Below are 15,656 nucleotides of genomic sequence, written 5' to 3'. Positions count from 1 at the left end.
ACCAAGGGTGCTTTTGAGGCTTGATCACGCCCAGATGAGCGATCATCGATCTATTTGCGTTCAAGTATTGAACACACAAAGGGTGGCACCCAGTGCCACCCTTTGAAAGTCTTACCCGTGATCTTCGCGCTCATCTGAGCGAAACCTCTCCCATGCGTGGCGTATATCACGCGACACGGAGGGCGATTTGTCAGCCTCCCGAGGTGTCCAGTTCGGCTTCCTCGCTGATGCCCGCACAGTCGTAAGGGTCCTTCAACCAGCCGTCCGGCAGGACAACTCGGTTGTTTCCGGACGTCCGGCCCCGCGGGCCGTCCGCGCTCTCGGGCCAGGACTGATCCAGATCAAGCTCGCTCAGATGAGCGTTCAGTTCGGCCAGGGAGGAGGTGACCGCCAGCTTCTTGCGCATCTCGGATCCGACCGAGAACCCCTTGAGGTACCAGGCCACGTGCTTACGGAAGTCGATCACCCCGCGCGCCTCGTCACCGATCCACTCCCCGAGCAGCTGCGCATGCCGGTGCATGGTGACCGCGACCTCGCGCAGCGTGGGCTTGTGGAAGTCCTCGGGACGGCCCTCGAAGGCCGCCACCAGGTCGTTGAACAGCCACGGCCGCCCCAGACAGCCCCGGCCGACGACCACACCGTCGCAGCCGGTCTCGCGGACCATGCGCAGCGCGTCCTCGGCGCACCAGATGTCGCCGTTGCCGAGGACCGGGATCTCCGGAACGTGCTCCTTGAGCCGCGCGATGGCGTCCCAGTCGGCGGTGCCGCCGTAGTGCTGGGCGGTGGTGCGCCCGTGCAGGGCGATCGCGGTGACCCCCTCCTCGACGGCGATCCGGCCGGCGTCGAGGTAGGTGAGGTGGTCGTCGTTGATGCCCTTGCGCATCTTCATGGTCACCGGCAGGTCCCCGGCGCCGGCTACGGCCTCGCGGAGGATCGCGCGCAGCAGGTTCCGCTTGTACGGGAGGGCCGAGCCGCCACCCTTGCGGGTGACTTTGGGGACCGGGCAGCCGAAGTTGAGGTCGATGTGGTCGGCGCGGTCCTCTTCGACGATCATGCGGACCGCCTTGCCGACCGTCACGGGGTCTACGCCGTACAGCTGTATCGAGCGGGGCTTCTCGGCCTCGTCGAAGTGGATCAGCTGCATGGTCTTCTCGTTGCGCTCGACCAGGGCGCGGGTCGTGATCATCTCGCTCACGAACAGCCCCTTGCCGCCCGAGAACTCCCGGCAGAGGGTACGGAACGGGGCATTGGTGATGCCGGCCATGGGGGCGAGCACCACCGGGGGCTGCACGGTGTGCGGGCCGATCGCGAGAGGCGGAGGGAGCGTGGTCATCCGCCCATTGTCCCGCATGCCGGGGCGGTCGGGCAGACGTACGATCGGCGGCATGATCGAGCCGAGTCAGCCGGGTGAGCCGAGTCGCCGGCAGCGCATGATCGTCCTGGCGATCTGCTGCATCAGCCTGCTGATCGTCAGCCTCGACAACACGGTGCTGAACGTCGCGCTGCCCTCGATGCGCAAGGACCTGGACGCCTCGGTCGCGGGCATGCAGTGGACCATCGACGCCTACACCCTGGTCCTGGCCTCCCTCCTGATGCTCGCGGGGTCCACCGCCGACCGGATCGGCCGCCGCAAGGTGTTCGTCGCGGGCCTGGTGCTCTTCACCCTGGGCTCGCTGCTGTGCTCCCTCGCCCCCAGCCTCAACTGGCTCATCGTCTACCGGATGGTCCAGGCGGTCGGCGGCGCGATGCTCAATCCGGTGGCGATGTCGATCATCACCAACACCTTCACCCATCCCGCCGAGCGGGCCCGGGCCATCGGGATCTGGGGGGCCGTCGCGGGCATCTCGATGGCCGCGGGTCCCCTGATCGGCGGAGTGCTGGTGGACTCCGTGGGCTGGCGCTCGATCTTCTGGGTCAACCTGCCGGTGGGCCTGGTCGCCCTGCTGCTCACCCTGCGCCACGTCCCCGAGTCCCGGGCGGCGCGGCCCCGGCGGGCGGATCCGGTGGGCCAGCTGCTGGTCATGGCCCTGCTGGGCTGTCTGACGTACGGGATCATCGAGGCGCCGGCCGCGGGCTGGCGCTCACCGGTGATCATCGGCTGCGCGCTGGTGGCCGTCGCCGCGCTGGTGGGGCTGCTCCTGTACGAGCCCCGGCGCGAGGAGCCCCTGATCGATTTCCGGTTCTTCCGGAGCGCGCCCTTCAGCGGAGCCACGGTGATCGCCGTGAGCGCCTTCTCCGGGATGGCCGGGTTCCTCTTCCTGAACACCCTGTACCTGCAGGACGTGCGGGGGCTGGACGCGCTGCACGCCGGGCTCTACATGCTGCCGATGGCCGCGCTGACGATGCTCTTCGCACCGCTGTCGGGGCGGCTCGTGGGCAGCCGGGGGCCGCGGCTGCCGCTGCTCATCGCGGGCGTGGCGATGGCCGCGAGCGGGCTGCTCTTCGCCGCCTTCCGGGCCGAGACGTCCACCCCGCTCATGTTCACCGGGTACGTGCTGTTCGGGCTCGGCTTCGGCATGGTGAACGCGCCCATCACCAATACGGCGGTGTCCGGGATGCCGCGGTCCCAGGCGGGTGTCGCGGCCGCCATCGCCTCCACCAGCCGGCAGACGGGCAGCACGCTGGGCGTCGCGATCGTGGGCGCCGTCCTGGCGGCCGGGCTGGCGAACGGCTCCGATTTCGCCGGGGCGACCGGCCCCGCGTGGTGGATCATCACGGCCTGCGGCCTGCTGGTCCTGGTGGTGGGCGCGGCGACGAGCGGCCAATGGGCCCGCGCGACGGCGGCCCGCACGGCCCGCACCCTGGACCCCGCCACTCCCCGCACCCCGGCAGACGCCTGACCCGGCCCGCGCGGGGCCGGCGTTTTCCGCCGGCTTCCGGGGTGCGACGCTCCATGATCCGGCCCTGACCGGCGGCCAGGCACGGCCCGGCAGGCGCCACCCGGCAGGCGCGACCCGGCAGGCGCGACCCGGCAGGCGCGATCCGGCAGGCGCGATCCGGCAGGCCGCGCCCCGCGCAGCAGGGGCGGGCCGTTCACCCCGCCGACGCCCCCGGCCGGGCCCGCTCGGGTGGCTACCGGGGCGGGCGGGCTACTCCTGGCAGTCGAAGTCGTCCGCTTGGGTGTCGATACGCGCCAGCAGGGCGCGCAGGGTCTCCTGGTCACCCGGCGACAGGCTCGCGAACAGGCCCTGCTCGACCTCGTCGAGCGCCGCGTTCGTCTTGCCCAGCGCGGTCGATCCGGCGGCGGTGATGGCCACATTGTGGCGACGGCGGTCGGCCGGATCCCGGCGTCGTTCGGCCAGGCCGTCGCCTTCCAGGTCGTTCAGGATCCCGACCAGCACGCTCGGGTCCACCTCCAGCCGCTCGGCGAGTGCCCGCTGGCTGACCGGGCCGTCCTCCAGGTGCATCAGCGTCATCGCGTGCCGGGGGGTGAGCCCCGCCGCGCTGAGCGCCCTCTTCATCCGGGTCTGGGTGACCGATCCGTGCCAGGCCAGCAGCAGGCCCAGCCGCTGCGGAGGGTGCGATCCGTCCTGATCTGCCGTCATGTCCCACATCGTAGCAATCGAGAAATGATTGCACTGGAGATACCGTTGATGTTATTCAATGATTCGACACCACCGACCGTTGGAGATTTCCATGTTCATCGCCTATGCCGTCGTCGGCGGCCTCCTCGCCCTCGTCCTCACCGCTTCCGCCGCCTTCACGCTCCAGCGCAACGACCAGATCGTGGCCAGCATGCGGAAGGTCCAGGTGCCGGACTCCTGGCTGCCACGCCTGGCCACCCTCAAGGCCGCGGGCGCGATCGGCCTGATCGCGGGCCTGTGGGTCACCCCCTCGGTATCGCCGCCGCCCTCGGCGTGACCCTCTACTTCGTCGGCGCGGTCATCACCCACCTCCGGGCCGAGGACTACGACCTCGCCCCGGCCGCCGCCCTCACGGCGATCGCGGCCGCCGCCCTGGCCCTGCGGGTCCTGGCGTAGCCGCCCCCACACTGACGAGTGACAGATATTGAAATCTGTCACTCGTCATGCCATTCTCGTCTCATGACCACGAACGAGAACGTCACCGTCACCACCACAGCCACAGCCACAGCCACAGCCACAGCCACCCGCACCCTCGGGGCCGCCGGTCCGTCCGTCTTCCCGCTCGGCCTCGGCTGCATGGGGATGTCCGCCCTGTACGGGGAGGCCGACCGCGCCGAGTCCCTCGCCACCATCCACGCCGCCCTGGACGCCGGCGTCACGCTTCTCGACACCGGCGACTTCTACGGCATGGGCCACAACGAACTGCTGATCAACGAAGCCCTGCGCACCGCGCCCGCCGCGGCCCGCGAGCAGGCGCTGACCAGCGTCAAGTTCGGCGCCCTGCGCACGGTCGAGGGCGGCTTCACCGGGTACGACGGCCGGCCGGAGGCCGTCAAGAACTTCCTGGCCTACTCGCTCCAGCGGCTCGGCCGGGACCACATCGACATCTACCGGATCGCCCGCGTGGACCCGGACGTCCCGATCGAGGAGACCGTCGGGGCCATCGCCGAAGCGGTCGAGGCCGGACACGTGCGCCACATCGGCCTCTCCGAGGTAGGCGCGGACACCCTGCGCCGGGCCGCCGCGGTGGCCCCGATCGCCGACCTCCAGATCGAGTACTCGCTCATCTCCCGCGGCATAGAGGACGAGATCCTGCCGACCGCCCGAGAGCTGGGCATAGGCATCACGGCCTACGGAGTGCTGTCCCGCGGCCTGATCAGCGGCCACTTCGCCCGGGACCGCGCACTGGCCCCGGGCGACTTCCGCGGCATGAGCCCCCGCTTCCAGGGGGACAACCTCGACCGCAATCTCGACCTGGTGGACGCCCTGCGCAAGGTCGCGGACAGCAAGGGCGTCAGCGTCGCTCAGACCGCCATCGCCTGGGTGCTCTCGCGCGGCGAGGACATCGTGCCGCTGGTGGGCGCCCGGCGCCGGGACCGGCTCGCCGAGGCACTGGGTGCCATGGAGATAACGCTGAGCAAGGCCGACCTGGCCGCAGTCGAGGAGGCCGTACCCGCCGGCGCCGCAGCGGGCGAGCGGTACCCGGCGGCTCAGATGGCCCACCTCGACAGCGAGCACTGAGCTGGCGGTACGGTCGTACCATGCCTCCCACCGCTGCCGAACCCCTGACACCCGAGCGCATTCTCGAAACCACCGAGGAGGTGCTGCGGCGCTTCGGTCCCACCAAGGCGACCGTGGTGGACGTGGCCCGCGCGCTGGGCGTCAGCCACGGCAGCGTGTACCGGCACTTCCCCTCGAAGGCGGCGCTGCGCGAGGCCGTCACGGACCGCTGGCTCGCCAAGAGCGTCGTCATGCTGGAGGAGATCACCTCGGCGTCCGCCACAAGCGCCCCCTCCAAGCTGGAGGCATGGCTGGAGGCGCTCTTCGAGGCCAAGCGGCACAAGGCAGGTGACGACCCGGAGCTGTTCGCCACCTACACCGTGCTGCTCGCCGAGAACAGCGGCATCGTGGATCACCACCTGACCGAGCTGATCGACCAGTTGGCCCGGATCATCGCCGAGGGCGTCACGGCGGGCACCCTCGCCGCCGACGACGTACCGGCTGCCGCCCGCGCGGTCTTCGACGCCACAGGCCGGTTCCACGACCCGCAGTACGCGGCGGACTGGCTCTCGCCCACGATCCTCACGGAGTTCGAGGCCGTCACCTCACTGATCATCCGGGGTCTGCGCGCCTGACGCGGGGCCCAAGGATCCGGAATTACCCCCTCCGGACGCTTTGGTGATCATTTTGGCTTGTTCAGCTTGTACATGTCAGCAACATGTCCCTACGGTCCCCCTACCGCACTCATCAGGCAGTTTCAGGGGGAACCTTGTCCACCCAAGCAGCACGACCCGCACCTCCCACCCGCTCCGGCGCCGCCACAGCCATCGGCTGGGTCCTGACCATCGGCCTCAACGTCGTCGCGCCGATCATCACGTACAACACGCTCGTCGACGACCACGGCTGGAGCGAGTTCTCGGCGCTCCTCCTCAGCAGCGCCTGGCCGGTGCTCGACAGCGCCATCAGCGTGGCCTGGCGGCGCAAGCTCGACGAGTTCGCCGTCGTCACGCTGGTGTTCATCGTGATCACGGCCGTCGTCTCGCTCGTCGGCGCCCACTCTGCCCGCGCCCTGCTGATCAAGGACTCGGGCGTGACCGGGCTGTTCGGTCTGCTCTGCCTGGCCACCCTGCTGGCAGCGCGCCCGCTGATGTTCTACTTCGGCCGCAAGTTCGCCACCGACGGCACGCCGGAGAGCACGGCCTGGTGGAACGGCCTGTGGCAGTACGAGGGCTTCCGCACCACCATGCGCACCATGACCCTGGTCTGGGGCGTGGCCTACGTCGCCGAGGCGCTGATCCGGATGGGCCTGGCGTACGTCCTGGACACCAAGACCATGGTGAGCCTCAGCCCGATCATGATCTACGGGGTGCTGGGCGCCCTGGGCGTGTGGACGGCGCTCTACGGAAAGCGGTCACAGCGGGAGGGCGAGCGCCGCGCGGCCGAAGCGGAGGCCGCGGCCGCCGAGGCCGCGACGACCGCCTGATCCGAGCCGAAAAAGACCGGTGGCCCGGTGCGCACACTGCGCACCGGGCCACCGGTCTTTTGCCGGGTGGAACCTAGCAGCCGAGCAGGCGGCTGCCGAGGTAGCTCTGGATCTGGTCCAGGGAGACGCGCTCCTGCTTCATGGTGTCGCGCTCGCGCACGGTCACCGCGTTGTCGTCCAGGGTGTCGAAGTCGACGGTGACGCAGAACGGCGTACCGATCTCGTCCTGGCGGCGGTAGCGGCGGCCGATGGCGCCGGCGTCGTCGAACTCGATGTTCCAGAACTTGCGCAGGTCGGCGGCGAGGCCCTTGGCCTTCGGCGAGAGCTGCGGGTTGCGGGACAGCGGCAGGACGGCGACCTTGACCGGGGCCAGGCGCGGGTCGAGGCGCATCACGGTGCGCTTCTCCATGACGCCCTTGGCGTTGGGGGCCTCGTCCTCGTTGTACGCGTCGAGCATGAAGGCGAGCATGGCGCGGTTGACGCCGGCCGCCGGCTCGATGACGTACGGGGTGTAGCGCTCCTTGGACTCCTGGTCGAAGTACACGAGGTCCTGGCCGGAGGCGGCGGAGTGGGCCTTGAGGTCGAAGTCGGTGCGGTTGGCGATGCCCTCGAGCTCGGAGAACTCATTGCCACCGAAGTTGAAGCGGTACTCGATGTCGGCGGTGCGCTTCGAGTAGTGGGAGAGCTTCTCCTTCGGGTGGTCGAACCAGCGGATGTTCTCCTCGCGGATGCCGAGGTCGCGGTACCAGTTCCACCGCTCCTGCATCCAGTACTCCTGCCACTGCTCGTCCTCGCCCGGCTTGACGAAGAACTCCATCTCCATCTGCTCGAACTCGCGCGTGCGGAAGATGAAGTTGCCCGGAGTGATCTCGTTGCGGAAGGACTTGCCCATCTGCGCGATGCCGAAGGGGGGCTTCTTGCGCGAGGTGGTCTGCACCTGGGCGAAGTTGGTGAAGATGCCCTGGGCGGTCTCGGGGCGCAGGTACGCCTTGGAGCCCGTGTCCTGGGTCGGGCCGAGGTGGGTCTCCAGCATGCCGGAGAACTGCTTGGGCTCGGTGAACTGGCCCTTCACACCGCAGTTGGGGCAGTTGACGTCGGCAAGACCATTGGCGGGCACGCGGCCGTGCTTGGCCTCGTACGCCTCTTCCAGGTGGTCCGCGCGGTGGCGCTTGTGGCAGGAGGTGCACTCGGTCAGCGGGTCCGAGAAGGTCGCGACGTGGCCGGAGGCCACCCAGACCTCGGGGGCCAGGATCACGGAGGAGTCGAGGCCGACGATGTCCTCACGCCCGGTGACCATCGCCTTCCACCACTGGCGCTTGATGTTCTCCTTGAGCTCGACACCGAGCGGGCCGTAGTCCCAGGCGGCCTTGGAGCCGCCGTAGATCTCACTGCACGGGAAAACGAAGCCACGGCGCTTGCTCAGGCTGACGATGGTGTCGATCTTGTCGGCGGCCACGGTGCTCTCTTCATTACGAGGACGAACGGCGAAGTCTTTAGGTTACCGGCGCCCGCACCCCCGCTTTCAAATCGGATCCCCTTCCACGGTCCCACCCCGGGCCCCCCCCTGGGTTTTTGACAATCGTTTCCATTTTTGATGAAAATGGATGTCATGAACGTACGACGCCTCATACCCGCCACCGCCCTCGCCGGAGCCGTCGCCCTCGGCGCCACGGCCCTCACGGCCTGCTCCGGAGCCTCCGCGAGCGGCAGCAAGGACGGCACGCTCGACGTGACGGCGTCGTTCTACCCGATGCAGTTCCTCGCCGAGCAGATCGGCAAGGACCACGTGAAGGTCGACATCCTGACCAAGCCAGGTGTCGAACCGCACGACTTGGAGATCACGCCGAAGCAGACCGCCCAGCTGGGCGAGGCCGACGTGATCCTCTACCTCAAGACCCTGCAGCCCGCTGTCGACAAGGCCGTTGCCCAGTCCGGCGGGAAGAACGTCGTCGACGCCGCCACCCTCACCACGATGGAGGCCCACGGCGCTCCGGGCCACGACCACGGCCACGAGGGCGAGGCCGCGGGCGAGGAGGGCCACGACCACGCGCACGAGGGTGTTTCCGGCGCGGACCCGCACATCTGGCTCGACCCCGCCAAGTACGCGGAGGTCGCCAAGGGCGTCGGCGCCGCACTGGAGAAGGCCGACCCCGAGCACGCCGCCGACTACAAGAAGAACACCGACGACCTGGTCGGCAAGCTGACCGGGCTCGACACCGAGTTCAAGGACGGCCTGAAGAACACGGCCACCAAGACCTTCATCACCACCCACTCCGCCTTCGGCTACCTCGCCGAGCGCTACGGCCTGGACCAGGAGGGCATCGCCGGCCTCGACCCCGAGTCCGAGCCGAGCCCGGCCCGGATCAAGGAGATCCACGAGATCGCGAAGAAGGAGAATGCCACCACGGTGTTCTTCGAGACCCTGGCCGGCGACAAGACGGCCAAGACCCTCGCGGCGGACACCGGCCTGAAGACCGACGTCCTCGACCCGCTCGAGGGAATCACCGACAAGTCCCAGGGCGCTGACTACTTCGCGGTCATGCGGTCCAACCTGAAGAACCTCCAGAAGGCACTCGGCAGCAAGTGATGGCAGCAGCAACGGAGGCGCGAGCCATGCAGTCCACGCCCCTACAGGCCGACGACCGGCCCGTCATATCCCTGCGCGGGGCCACGGCCTCGCTCGGCTCGCGCCCCGTGCTGCGCGGGATCGACCTCACCGTCCGCCGCGGTGAGGTCGTCGCCCTGCTCGGCGCCAACGGCTCCGGCAAGTCCACCGCCGTCCGCGCCGTCGTCGGCCAGGTCCCGCTCACCGACGGCGACCTCTCCCTCTTCGGAACGGACTTCAAGCGCTTCCGCGACTGGTCGCGCATCGGGTACGTCCCGCAGCGCACCACCGCCGCCAGCGGCGTCCCCGCCACCGTCCGCGAGGTCGTCTCCTCCGGCCGGCTGGCCCGTACCCGCTTCGGCCTCCTGCGCAAGGCCGACAAGGCCGCCGTCGAGCGCGCCCTGGCCCTCGTCGACATGGACGGGCACGCCGACGCCTCGGTCAACGCCCTCTCCGGCGGCCAGCACCAGCGCGTCCTCATAGCCCGGGCACTCGCCGTCGAGCCGGAACTCCTGATCATGGACGAGCCGATGGCCGGCGTGGACCTCGCCAACCAGGAGGTCCTCGCGAACGCCCTGCGCGAGCAGGTCGCCGTCGGCTCCACCGTCCTCCTCGTCCTGCACGAGCTGGGCCCGCTGGAGCCGCTGATCGACCGCGCCGTCGTCCTGCGCGACGGCTGCGTCGTCCACGACGGCCCACCGCCGGAGGCCGTCGGCCAGCACGCCCTGCCCGGCCACGACCACGTACACCCCCACGCGGCGCACGACGCCGAGCCCCTGCGGACGGGACTGCTGAGCTGATGGAAATCCTCGACTACGCCTTCATGCAGCGCGCGCTGATCGCGGCGGCCCTGGTCGGCATCACGGCGCCCGCCATCGGCACGTACCTCGTCCAGCGCCGCCAGGCCGTCATGGGCGACGGTCTCGGCCACGTCGCCATGACCGGTGTCGCCCTCGGCTTCGTCCTCCACACCAGCCCGGTGTGGATGGCCACGCTGGTCGCCGTCGTCGGCGCCGTCTGCATGGAACTGATCCGCTCCCGCGGCAAGACCAGCGGGGACGTCGCCCTCGCCATGCTCTTCTACGGCGGCCTGGCCGGCGGCGTGATGATCATCAGCGTCGGGGGCGGCTCCACGGCCAGGCTCCTCAGCGCCATGTTCGGCTCGATCACCCACGTCGCCTCCGAGGACGTGGTCGCGATGGCGCTCCTCGCCGCCTTGGTGCTCGCCGTCACCATCGGCCTGCGCAGGCAGCTCTTCGCCGTCTGCCAGGACGAGGAGTTCGCCCGGGTCACCGGCCTGCCCGTACGCGTCCTGAACCTGCTGATCGCGGTCACCGCCGCGGTCACCGTCACCGTCGCCATGCGCATCGTGGGCCTGCTGCTGGTCAGCGCCATGATGGTGATCCCGGTCGCGGCCGCCCAGCGGCTCACCCGTGGTTTCGCCGCCACCCTTGGCCTGGCCATCGCCATCAGCCTCACCGTCTCCGTGACCGGCACGGCGGCCACGTACTACATCGACGTGCCCTCGGGCGCCACGATCGTGCTGCTCGCGATCGGCGTCTTCATGGTGCTGACGGCCCTGTCCACCCCCCTGGCCCGGCGCCGGGCGAAGGCGGCCCGCGCCGCCGAAGAGGTGTGCACCCGGGACGACGTAAAGGTCTAGAGGCCTCGGCCGCCTGGCACAATGGCGGCAGGCCGATACGAGGAGGAACCGGTGGCGACTGCGCCTGGCGAGACGAATACCGCGCCAGTACGAGGACGATCCACCCGGCAGCGGGCCGCCGTGGCGGCGGCGCTGGACGAGGTGGACGAGTTCCGCAGCGCCCAGGAACTCCACGACATGCTCAAGCACCGTGGCGATTCCGTGGGCCTGACCACCGTCTACCGCACCCTCCAGTCGCTCGCCGACGCCGGCGAGGTCGACGTGCTGCGCACCAGCGACGGCGAGTCCGTCTACCGGCGCTGCTCCACCGGGGACCACCACCACCACCTGGTCTGCCGCAAGTGCGGCAAGGCGGTCGAGGTGGAGGGCCCGGCAGTGGAGAAGTGGGCGGAGTCCATCGCGGCCGAGCACGGCTACGTGAACGTGGCCCACACGGTGGAGATCTTCGGCACCTGCGCCGATTGCGCTGCCGCGGCCTGACCGTACGAGCGCCTGCGGGCCCGGGCTCGTCCAGCGGTACCGGGCCCGGCTCCGGCGGCTCAGATCCGCCGCAGGCTGGCGTCCAGGATCGCGCGCAGCCGGTCGACGTCCGCCGGGTCCTGTACACCGCGCTTGGGCAGGACCGTCATGGCCACCGCCCCCTTGTCGTCGCTGAGCATGACGAACGAACCGTCCGTCTCCGCGTAGGTCGGCTGCGCGGCCCAGCTGATGCGCGCCTCGGTCGTCGCTGTCGCCACCAGGACCCCGGAGCCGTCGACGACGGTGCGGCACTCGCCCGCCTTCTCCAGCAGCCCACGGAAGGCCCGCGCCTGGATCCGCGGGCTGAAGAGCGCGAACACCCACATCATCGCGCCGGCGGCGAAGAAGACCGCCACCCTGGCGGCCGACTCGTCCCTCGCGATCGCCGACAGGGCGAGGAGCACCGACATTATCCCGGTCACGGGGAACAGCCACCGCCTGCGGCGCCCGGCCGCTGTCCGCGAGTCCCTCGCACGCACCGCCTCGGCGAGATCCGCCGTGGTGATCCGGTAGGCCAGTTCGACGGCCTCCGCGACCGGCCGTACCGACGCGCCATCATTCATGTTCATGACAGGCGACCCTACCGGCGTCGACGCGCCCGGCGGCGGGCGTGCCGCCGGGCGCTGAGCAGGGCCGGGCCGGGCCGGACCGCGTACGGGATCAGGCCGTGGCGCCCGGCTCCGCCTGGTTCGGCACGGCCCCGCCGAAGCGGCGGTCGCGCTGCGCGTACTCCAGACAGGCCGCCCAGAGGTTCCGGCGGTCGAAGTCCGGCCACAGCACGTCCTGGAAGACCATCTCGGCGTAGGCGCTCTGCCAGAGCAGGTAGTTGGAGGTGCGCTGCTCTCCGCTCGGGCGCAGGAACAGGTCCACGTCCGGCATGTCCGGGTAGTACATGTACTTCGCGAAGGTCTTCTCGTTGACCTTCGACGGGTCCAGCTTGCCGGCCGCCACATCGCGGGCGATCGCCTGCGCCGCGTCCGCGATCTCCGCGCGGCCGCCGTAGTTCACGCAGAAGTACAGCGTCATCGCGTCGTTGTCGACGGTCTGCTCCTGCGCGACCTGGAGCTCCTGGACGACCGACTTCCACATCTTCGGCATGCGGCCGACCCAGCGGATGCGGATGCCGAGCTCGTTCATCTCGTCGCGGCGGCGCCGGATGACATCGCGGTTGAAGTTCATCAGGAAGCGGACCTCGTCGGGCGAGCGCTTCCAGTTCTCCGTCGAGAAGGCGTACAGGGAGAGGTTCTTGACGCCCATCTCCAGGCAGCCCTTGAGCACGTCGAGCACGACGCCCTCGCCGACCTTGTGGCCCTCGGTACGCGGCAGGCCGCGCTCCTTCGCCCAGCGACCGTTGCCGTCCATGACGACCGCGACGTGGTTCGGGACGAGCTCACCGGGGATCTTCGGCGGACGCTCACCGGACGGGTGCGGCTCGGGAACCTTGTACTCGCGGCGAGAGCGTCCCAGAATCCCGCGTCGTGCCATGTGCCCAGCTCCTATTTCTCGACGTATCGCAGGGAGCGTAGCCCGCGCTCCAGATGCCAGTGCAAATAGGCCGAGACCAGCCCGCTGCCCTCCCGCACGTGACGCGCCTCGCAGGCGTCGGCATGCCCCCAGTCGCCCGTCAGCAGCGCGCTGAGGAGGGCGATGGCCTCCGACGAGGGTACGACGCTGCCGGGCACGCGGCAGTCCCCGCATATCACCCCGCCCGCGGCGACGGAGAAGTGCCGGTTGGGGCCGTGGATCCCGCACTTCGCGCAGTCCTCGAAGCTGGGGGCGTAGCCGTTGACGGCGAGGGAGCGCAGCAGGAAGGCGTCGAGGATGAGGTGCGGTTCGTGTTCGCCGCGCGAGAGCGTGCGCAGGGCGCCGACGAGCAGCAGGTACTGCTGTACGGCGGGCTCGCCCTCGTTCTCGGTGAACCGCTCGGCGGTCTCCAGCATGGCCGTGCCGGCGGTGTAGCGGGCGTAGTCGGTGACGATGCCGTTGCCGTAGGGGGCGATGATCTCGGTCTGGGTGCAGAGCGGCAGGCTGCGGCCGATCAGCTCGCTGCCGCGGGCGAAGAACTGCACGTCGGCGTGGGAGAAAGGTTCCAGCCGGGCGCCGAATTTGGATTTCGTACGCCGCACCCCGCGGGCGACGGCCCGTACCCGGCCGTGGCCCCGGGTCAGCAGCGTGATGATGCGGTCCGCCTCACCCAGCTTCTGGGTGCGCAGCACGATGCCGTCGTCGCGGAACAGACTCATGCGCCCATTGTCGCCTGTACGCGGACCCGTACGGCTCCGCGCGACGACACCTCCGGAGACGGCGATGGCCCCTCGTCCGGCCGGGGGGTGCCGGGCGAGGGGCCATCACCCCTTGGGAGGGGTCAGGGGGCCGGCGTTGCCGCGTCGTCGGCCTTCTCGGCCCCGGCCGGGGCTGCGGCCACCTGGGCGGGCACCGCCGGGGAGACGGCCTCGGCCGCGGCGGCGGACCCCGCCGGTTCGGCCGGAGCCTCGGTCGACTCGGCGGCCTCGGCGGCCTCAGGGGCAGCCGGGACCTCGGGGATGGCGGGGACGTCGTCCTCGGCCAGGCCGTTGAAGATCAGGTTGAGGACGATGGCAGCCGTGGCACCAAGGGTGACACCGCTGTTGAGGAGGGAAGACAGGTCCGGGTCCATGTGCTTGGTGAAGAAGACCGGGACGGTCGCGGGGAGCAGGGCGAAGGCGAGGGAGACGCCCACGATCAGCGCGTTCTTCTCCTCCTTGAGATCCACCTTGCCCAGGGTCTGGATACCGGCCAGGGCGACCATGCCGAACATGACGGTCGCGGCTCCGCCGAGGACCCCGTGCGGGACGGCGGCGACGATCGCGGCGGCCTTGGGCAGCAGACCTAGGATGATCATGAAGACGCCCGCGGCGACGACCACGAACCGGCTCTTGACCTTCGTCATCCGTACCAGGCCGACGTTCTCGGCGAAGGCCACGTACGGGAAGGAGTTGAGGACACCGCCGAGGGCGGTCGCCGCGCCGTCGGCACGCAGGGCGCGGGCCACGGTCTCGCTGTCGACCTCCTTGCCGACGATGTCGCCGACCGCGTACGTGTCACCGGTCGTCTCGACCATGGTGATCAGCATGACGATCAGCATCAGGACGATCGGGAACCACTCGAACTTCGGGACGCCGAAGTGGAAGGGGGTGGTGACCCCGATCCAGCCGGAGTTGCCGACGTCGCCGAACTTCGCGTCGCCGAGCAGGAAGGCGACCGCGGTGCCGCCGACCAGGCCGAGCAGGATGGAGATGCTGGAGAGGAACGGCTTGCCGATCTTCATCAGGACGAGGATGAAGAGCATCGTGCCGCCGGCGTACGCGAAGTTCTTCGGGTCGCCGAAGTCCGGGCTGCCGAGGCCGCCGGCCGCGTCGTTGAGACCGACGGGGATCAAGACGATGCCCAGCACGGTGATCACGGTGCCGGTGACGACGGGCGGGAAGAGCCGCATGACCGTCCGGAACGCCTTGGCGGGCAGCCAGGCGAAGGCGAAGGTCGCGATGCCGGCGGTGATGACCGCGCCGTAGATGACCAGAAGCGCGGCGGTTCCGCCGCCCGCGCCGAGACCGATGGCGATCATCGGGGAAACGGCGGTGAAGGTCACGCCCTGGATCAGCGGCAGACGCGCGCCGATCCGGCCGATGCCCCAGGCCTGGATGATCGAGGCGATACCGCAGGTGAACAGGTCCGCGTTGATCAGGTAGACCAGCTGTTCAGGGCTCAGCTTCAGCGCGTTGCCCACGATGATCGGAACGATCACCGCACCGGCGTAGAAGGCGAGTACGTGCTGGAAGCCGTACAGCGCGAGCTTGGGGAGGGGGAGCACCTCGTCGACCGGGTGCGTGCTCTGCTCTCCGTCGACGGAAAGCCGGGCGGCGACACGTGCCATCTCTGCCTTGCCCTTCAAAGAGGTGAGGTACGTGAGAGGAGATCTGGTTATCCCTGGCCGGAGTGGGTCGTTAACCCGTTGGTCCGCCAGGGTTGTCAGTGCGTTCACGTGGATCGAAGCCCCGCTGTGTTACAGCCGGCGTCTCGTCGTGTGACCGGAATTGAACGCCTGTGGGGGGCCTCACAGATATCGTCGACTTCTACAAATTGTTGACTCTCACGGGTCCACGATTTTGTGGTTCCTCCAGTAGCGGGAGCACCCGCGGAAGGGTAAGGCGGGTGGCCGCGCACGGGCCTCGGATCGCCGCGCACCGCCCGATCCAGCGGCTGTGACCTGGTGTTATGCGCTGCGCACCGGTCCCGTCGGACACATGCCGACATCGACGGGAG

Annotated in this window: 17 protein-coding genes; 10 read left to right on the top strand and 7 right to left on the bottom strand. The window is 69.6% G+C overall.

Features of this window, described 5'->3' with window-relative positions; all coding sequences use genetic code 11:
* Positions 1-190: 190 nt before the first annotated feature.
* Positions 191-1,351 (bottom strand): tRNA dihydrouridine synthase DusB, encoded by a 1,161-nt coding sequence (gene dusB, locus AB0D48_RS17320; RefSeq protein WP_362396813.1) that lies wholly within the window; start codon positions 1,349-1,351, stop codon positions 191-193.
* A 79-nt stretch (positions 1,352-1,430) separates the two neighbouring features.
* On the opposite strand from dusB, the gene AB0D48_RS17315 reads away from it, so the two are divergent.
* On the top strand, positions 1,431-2,840 hold the full coding sequence (locus AB0D48_RS17315; protein WP_362396993.1) for an MFS transporter: 1,410 nt from the start codon (positions 1,431-1,433) through the stop codon (positions 2,838-2,840).
* A gap of 249 nt (positions 2,841-3,089) precedes the next feature.
* On the opposite strand, the gene AB0D48_RS17310 is transcribed toward AB0D48_RS17315, so the two are convergent.
* Complete coding sequence (locus tag AB0D48_RS17310) at positions 3,090-3,545, bottom strand: MarR family winged helix-turn-helix transcriptional regulator (RefSeq protein ID WP_362396810.1); 456 nt, start codon at positions 3,543-3,545, stop codon at positions 3,090-3,092.
* Positions 3,546-3,636: 91 nt separating this feature from the next.
* Here AB0D48_RS17310 and AB0D48_RS17305 point away from each other — a divergent pair, with 91 nt between their 5' ends.
* The 5 genes from AB0D48_RS17305 (at position 3,637) to AB0D48_RS17285 (ending at position 6,567) form a co-directional block, all read left to right on the top strand.
* Positions 3,637-3,861 (top strand): DoxX family protein, encoded by a 225-nt coding sequence (locus AB0D48_RS17305; protein ID WP_362396807.1) that lies wholly within the window; start codon positions 3,637-3,639, stop codon positions 3,859-3,861.
* On the top strand, positions 3,858-3,980 hold the full coding sequence (locus AB0D48_RS17300; protein ID WP_362396804.1) for a hypothetical protein: 123 nt from the start codon (positions 3,858-3,860) through the stop codon (positions 3,978-3,980). The genes AB0D48_RS17305 and AB0D48_RS17300 overlap by 4 nt, the downstream gene beginning before the upstream one ends.
* Positions 3,981-4,043: 63 nt before the next feature.
* Positions 4,044-5,105 (top strand): aldo/keto reductase, encoded by a 1,062-nt coding sequence (locus tag AB0D48_RS17295; protein WP_362396801.1) that lies wholly within the window; start codon positions 4,044-4,046, stop codon positions 5,103-5,105.
* A 20-nt stretch (positions 5,106-5,125) separates the two neighbouring features.
* A complete protein-coding gene (locus tag AB0D48_RS17290) occupies positions 5,126-5,719 on the top strand; it encodes a TetR family transcriptional regulator (protein WP_362396798.1) in 594 nt (197 codons plus the stop codon).
* A gap of 134 nt (positions 5,720-5,853) precedes the next feature.
* Positions 5,854-6,567: a VC0807 family protein gene (locus AB0D48_RS17285; RefSeq protein ID WP_362396795.1), complete on the top strand. Its 714-nt coding sequence runs from the start codon at positions 5,854-5,856 to the stop codon at positions 6,565-6,567.
* A 73-nt stretch (positions 6,568-6,640) separates the two neighbouring features.
* Here AB0D48_RS17285 and AB0D48_RS17280 read toward each other — a convergent pair whose 3' ends face one another.
* Positions 6,641-8,023 (bottom strand): glycine--tRNA ligase, encoded by a 1,383-nt coding sequence (locus AB0D48_RS17280; protein ID WP_362396793.1) that lies wholly within the window; start codon positions 8,021-8,023, stop codon positions 6,641-6,643.
* A 153-nt stretch (positions 8,024-8,176) separates the two neighbouring features.
* On the opposite strand from AB0D48_RS17280, the gene AB0D48_RS17275 reads away from it, so the two are divergent.
* From AB0D48_RS17275 to AB0D48_RS17260, 4 genes are read left to right on the top strand one after another with little or no spacing between them, the layout of a single operon-like run.
* A complete protein-coding gene (locus tag AB0D48_RS17275; protein WP_362396790.1) occupies positions 8,177-9,154 on the top strand; it encodes a metal ABC transporter substrate-binding protein in 978 nt (325 codons plus the stop codon).
* A gap of 26 nt (positions 9,155-9,180) precedes the next feature.
* A complete protein-coding gene (locus AB0D48_RS17270; protein ID WP_362396788.1) occupies positions 9,181-9,972 on the top strand; it encodes a metal ABC transporter ATP-binding protein in 792 nt (263 codons plus the stop codon).
* Positions 9,972-10,835: a metal ABC transporter permease gene (locus tag AB0D48_RS17265; RefSeq protein ID WP_362396785.1), complete on the top strand. Its 864-nt coding sequence runs from the start codon at positions 9,972-9,974 to the stop codon at positions 10,833-10,835. The genes AB0D48_RS17270 and AB0D48_RS17265 overlap by 1 nt, the downstream gene beginning before the upstream one ends.
* A gap of 51 nt (positions 10,836-10,886) precedes the next feature.
* Positions 10,887-11,315: a transcriptional repressor gene (locus AB0D48_RS17260; RefSeq protein ID WP_362396782.1), complete on the top strand. Its 429-nt coding sequence runs from the start codon at positions 10,887-10,889 to the stop codon at positions 11,313-11,315.
* A gap of 59 nt (positions 11,316-11,374) precedes the next feature.
* Here AB0D48_RS17260 and AB0D48_RS17255 read toward each other — a convergent pair whose 3' ends face one another.
* From AB0D48_RS17255 to AB0D48_RS17240, 4 genes are all read right to left on the bottom strand, one after another.
* The gene (locus AB0D48_RS17255; protein ID WP_362396779.1) at positions 11,375-11,923 is read right to left on the bottom strand and encodes a YcxB family protein; all 549 of its coding nucleotides are present in this window, start codon (positions 11,921-11,923) and stop codon (positions 11,375-11,377) included.
* 91 nt (positions 11,924-12,014) lie between these two features.
* The gene (locus AB0D48_RS17250) at positions 12,015-12,839 is read right to left on the bottom strand and encodes an isoprenyl transferase (RefSeq protein WP_362396776.1); all 825 of its coding nucleotides are present in this window, start codon (positions 12,837-12,839) and stop codon (positions 12,015-12,017) included.
* Positions 12,840-12,850: 11 nt separating this feature from the next.
* Positions 12,851-13,597, bottom strand: coding sequence for a DNA repair protein RecO (gene recO / locus AB0D48_RS17245; protein WP_030757462.1), 747 nt, complete (start codon positions 13,595-13,597; stop codon positions 12,851-12,853).
* 122 nt (positions 13,598-13,719) lie between these two features.
* Positions 13,720-15,267 carry a nucleobase:cation symporter-2 family protein gene (locus AB0D48_RS17240; protein WP_362396772.1) on the bottom strand — a complete coding sequence of 516 codons (1,548 nt, stop codon included), beginning with the start codon at positions 15,265-15,267 and terminating at the stop codon, positions 13,720-13,722.
* Positions 15,268-15,656 lie beyond the last annotated feature (389 nt).

Origin of the sequence: Streptomyces sp. NPDC048269, from assembly GCF_040652395.1 — a bacterium.
Classification (GTDB): domain Bacteria; phylum Actinomycetota; class Actinomycetes; order Streptomycetales; family Streptomycetaceae; genus Streptomyces.
Note: the sequence above shows the minus strand (reverse complement) of the source record. Positions and strands in the feature narration are given on the sequence as shown.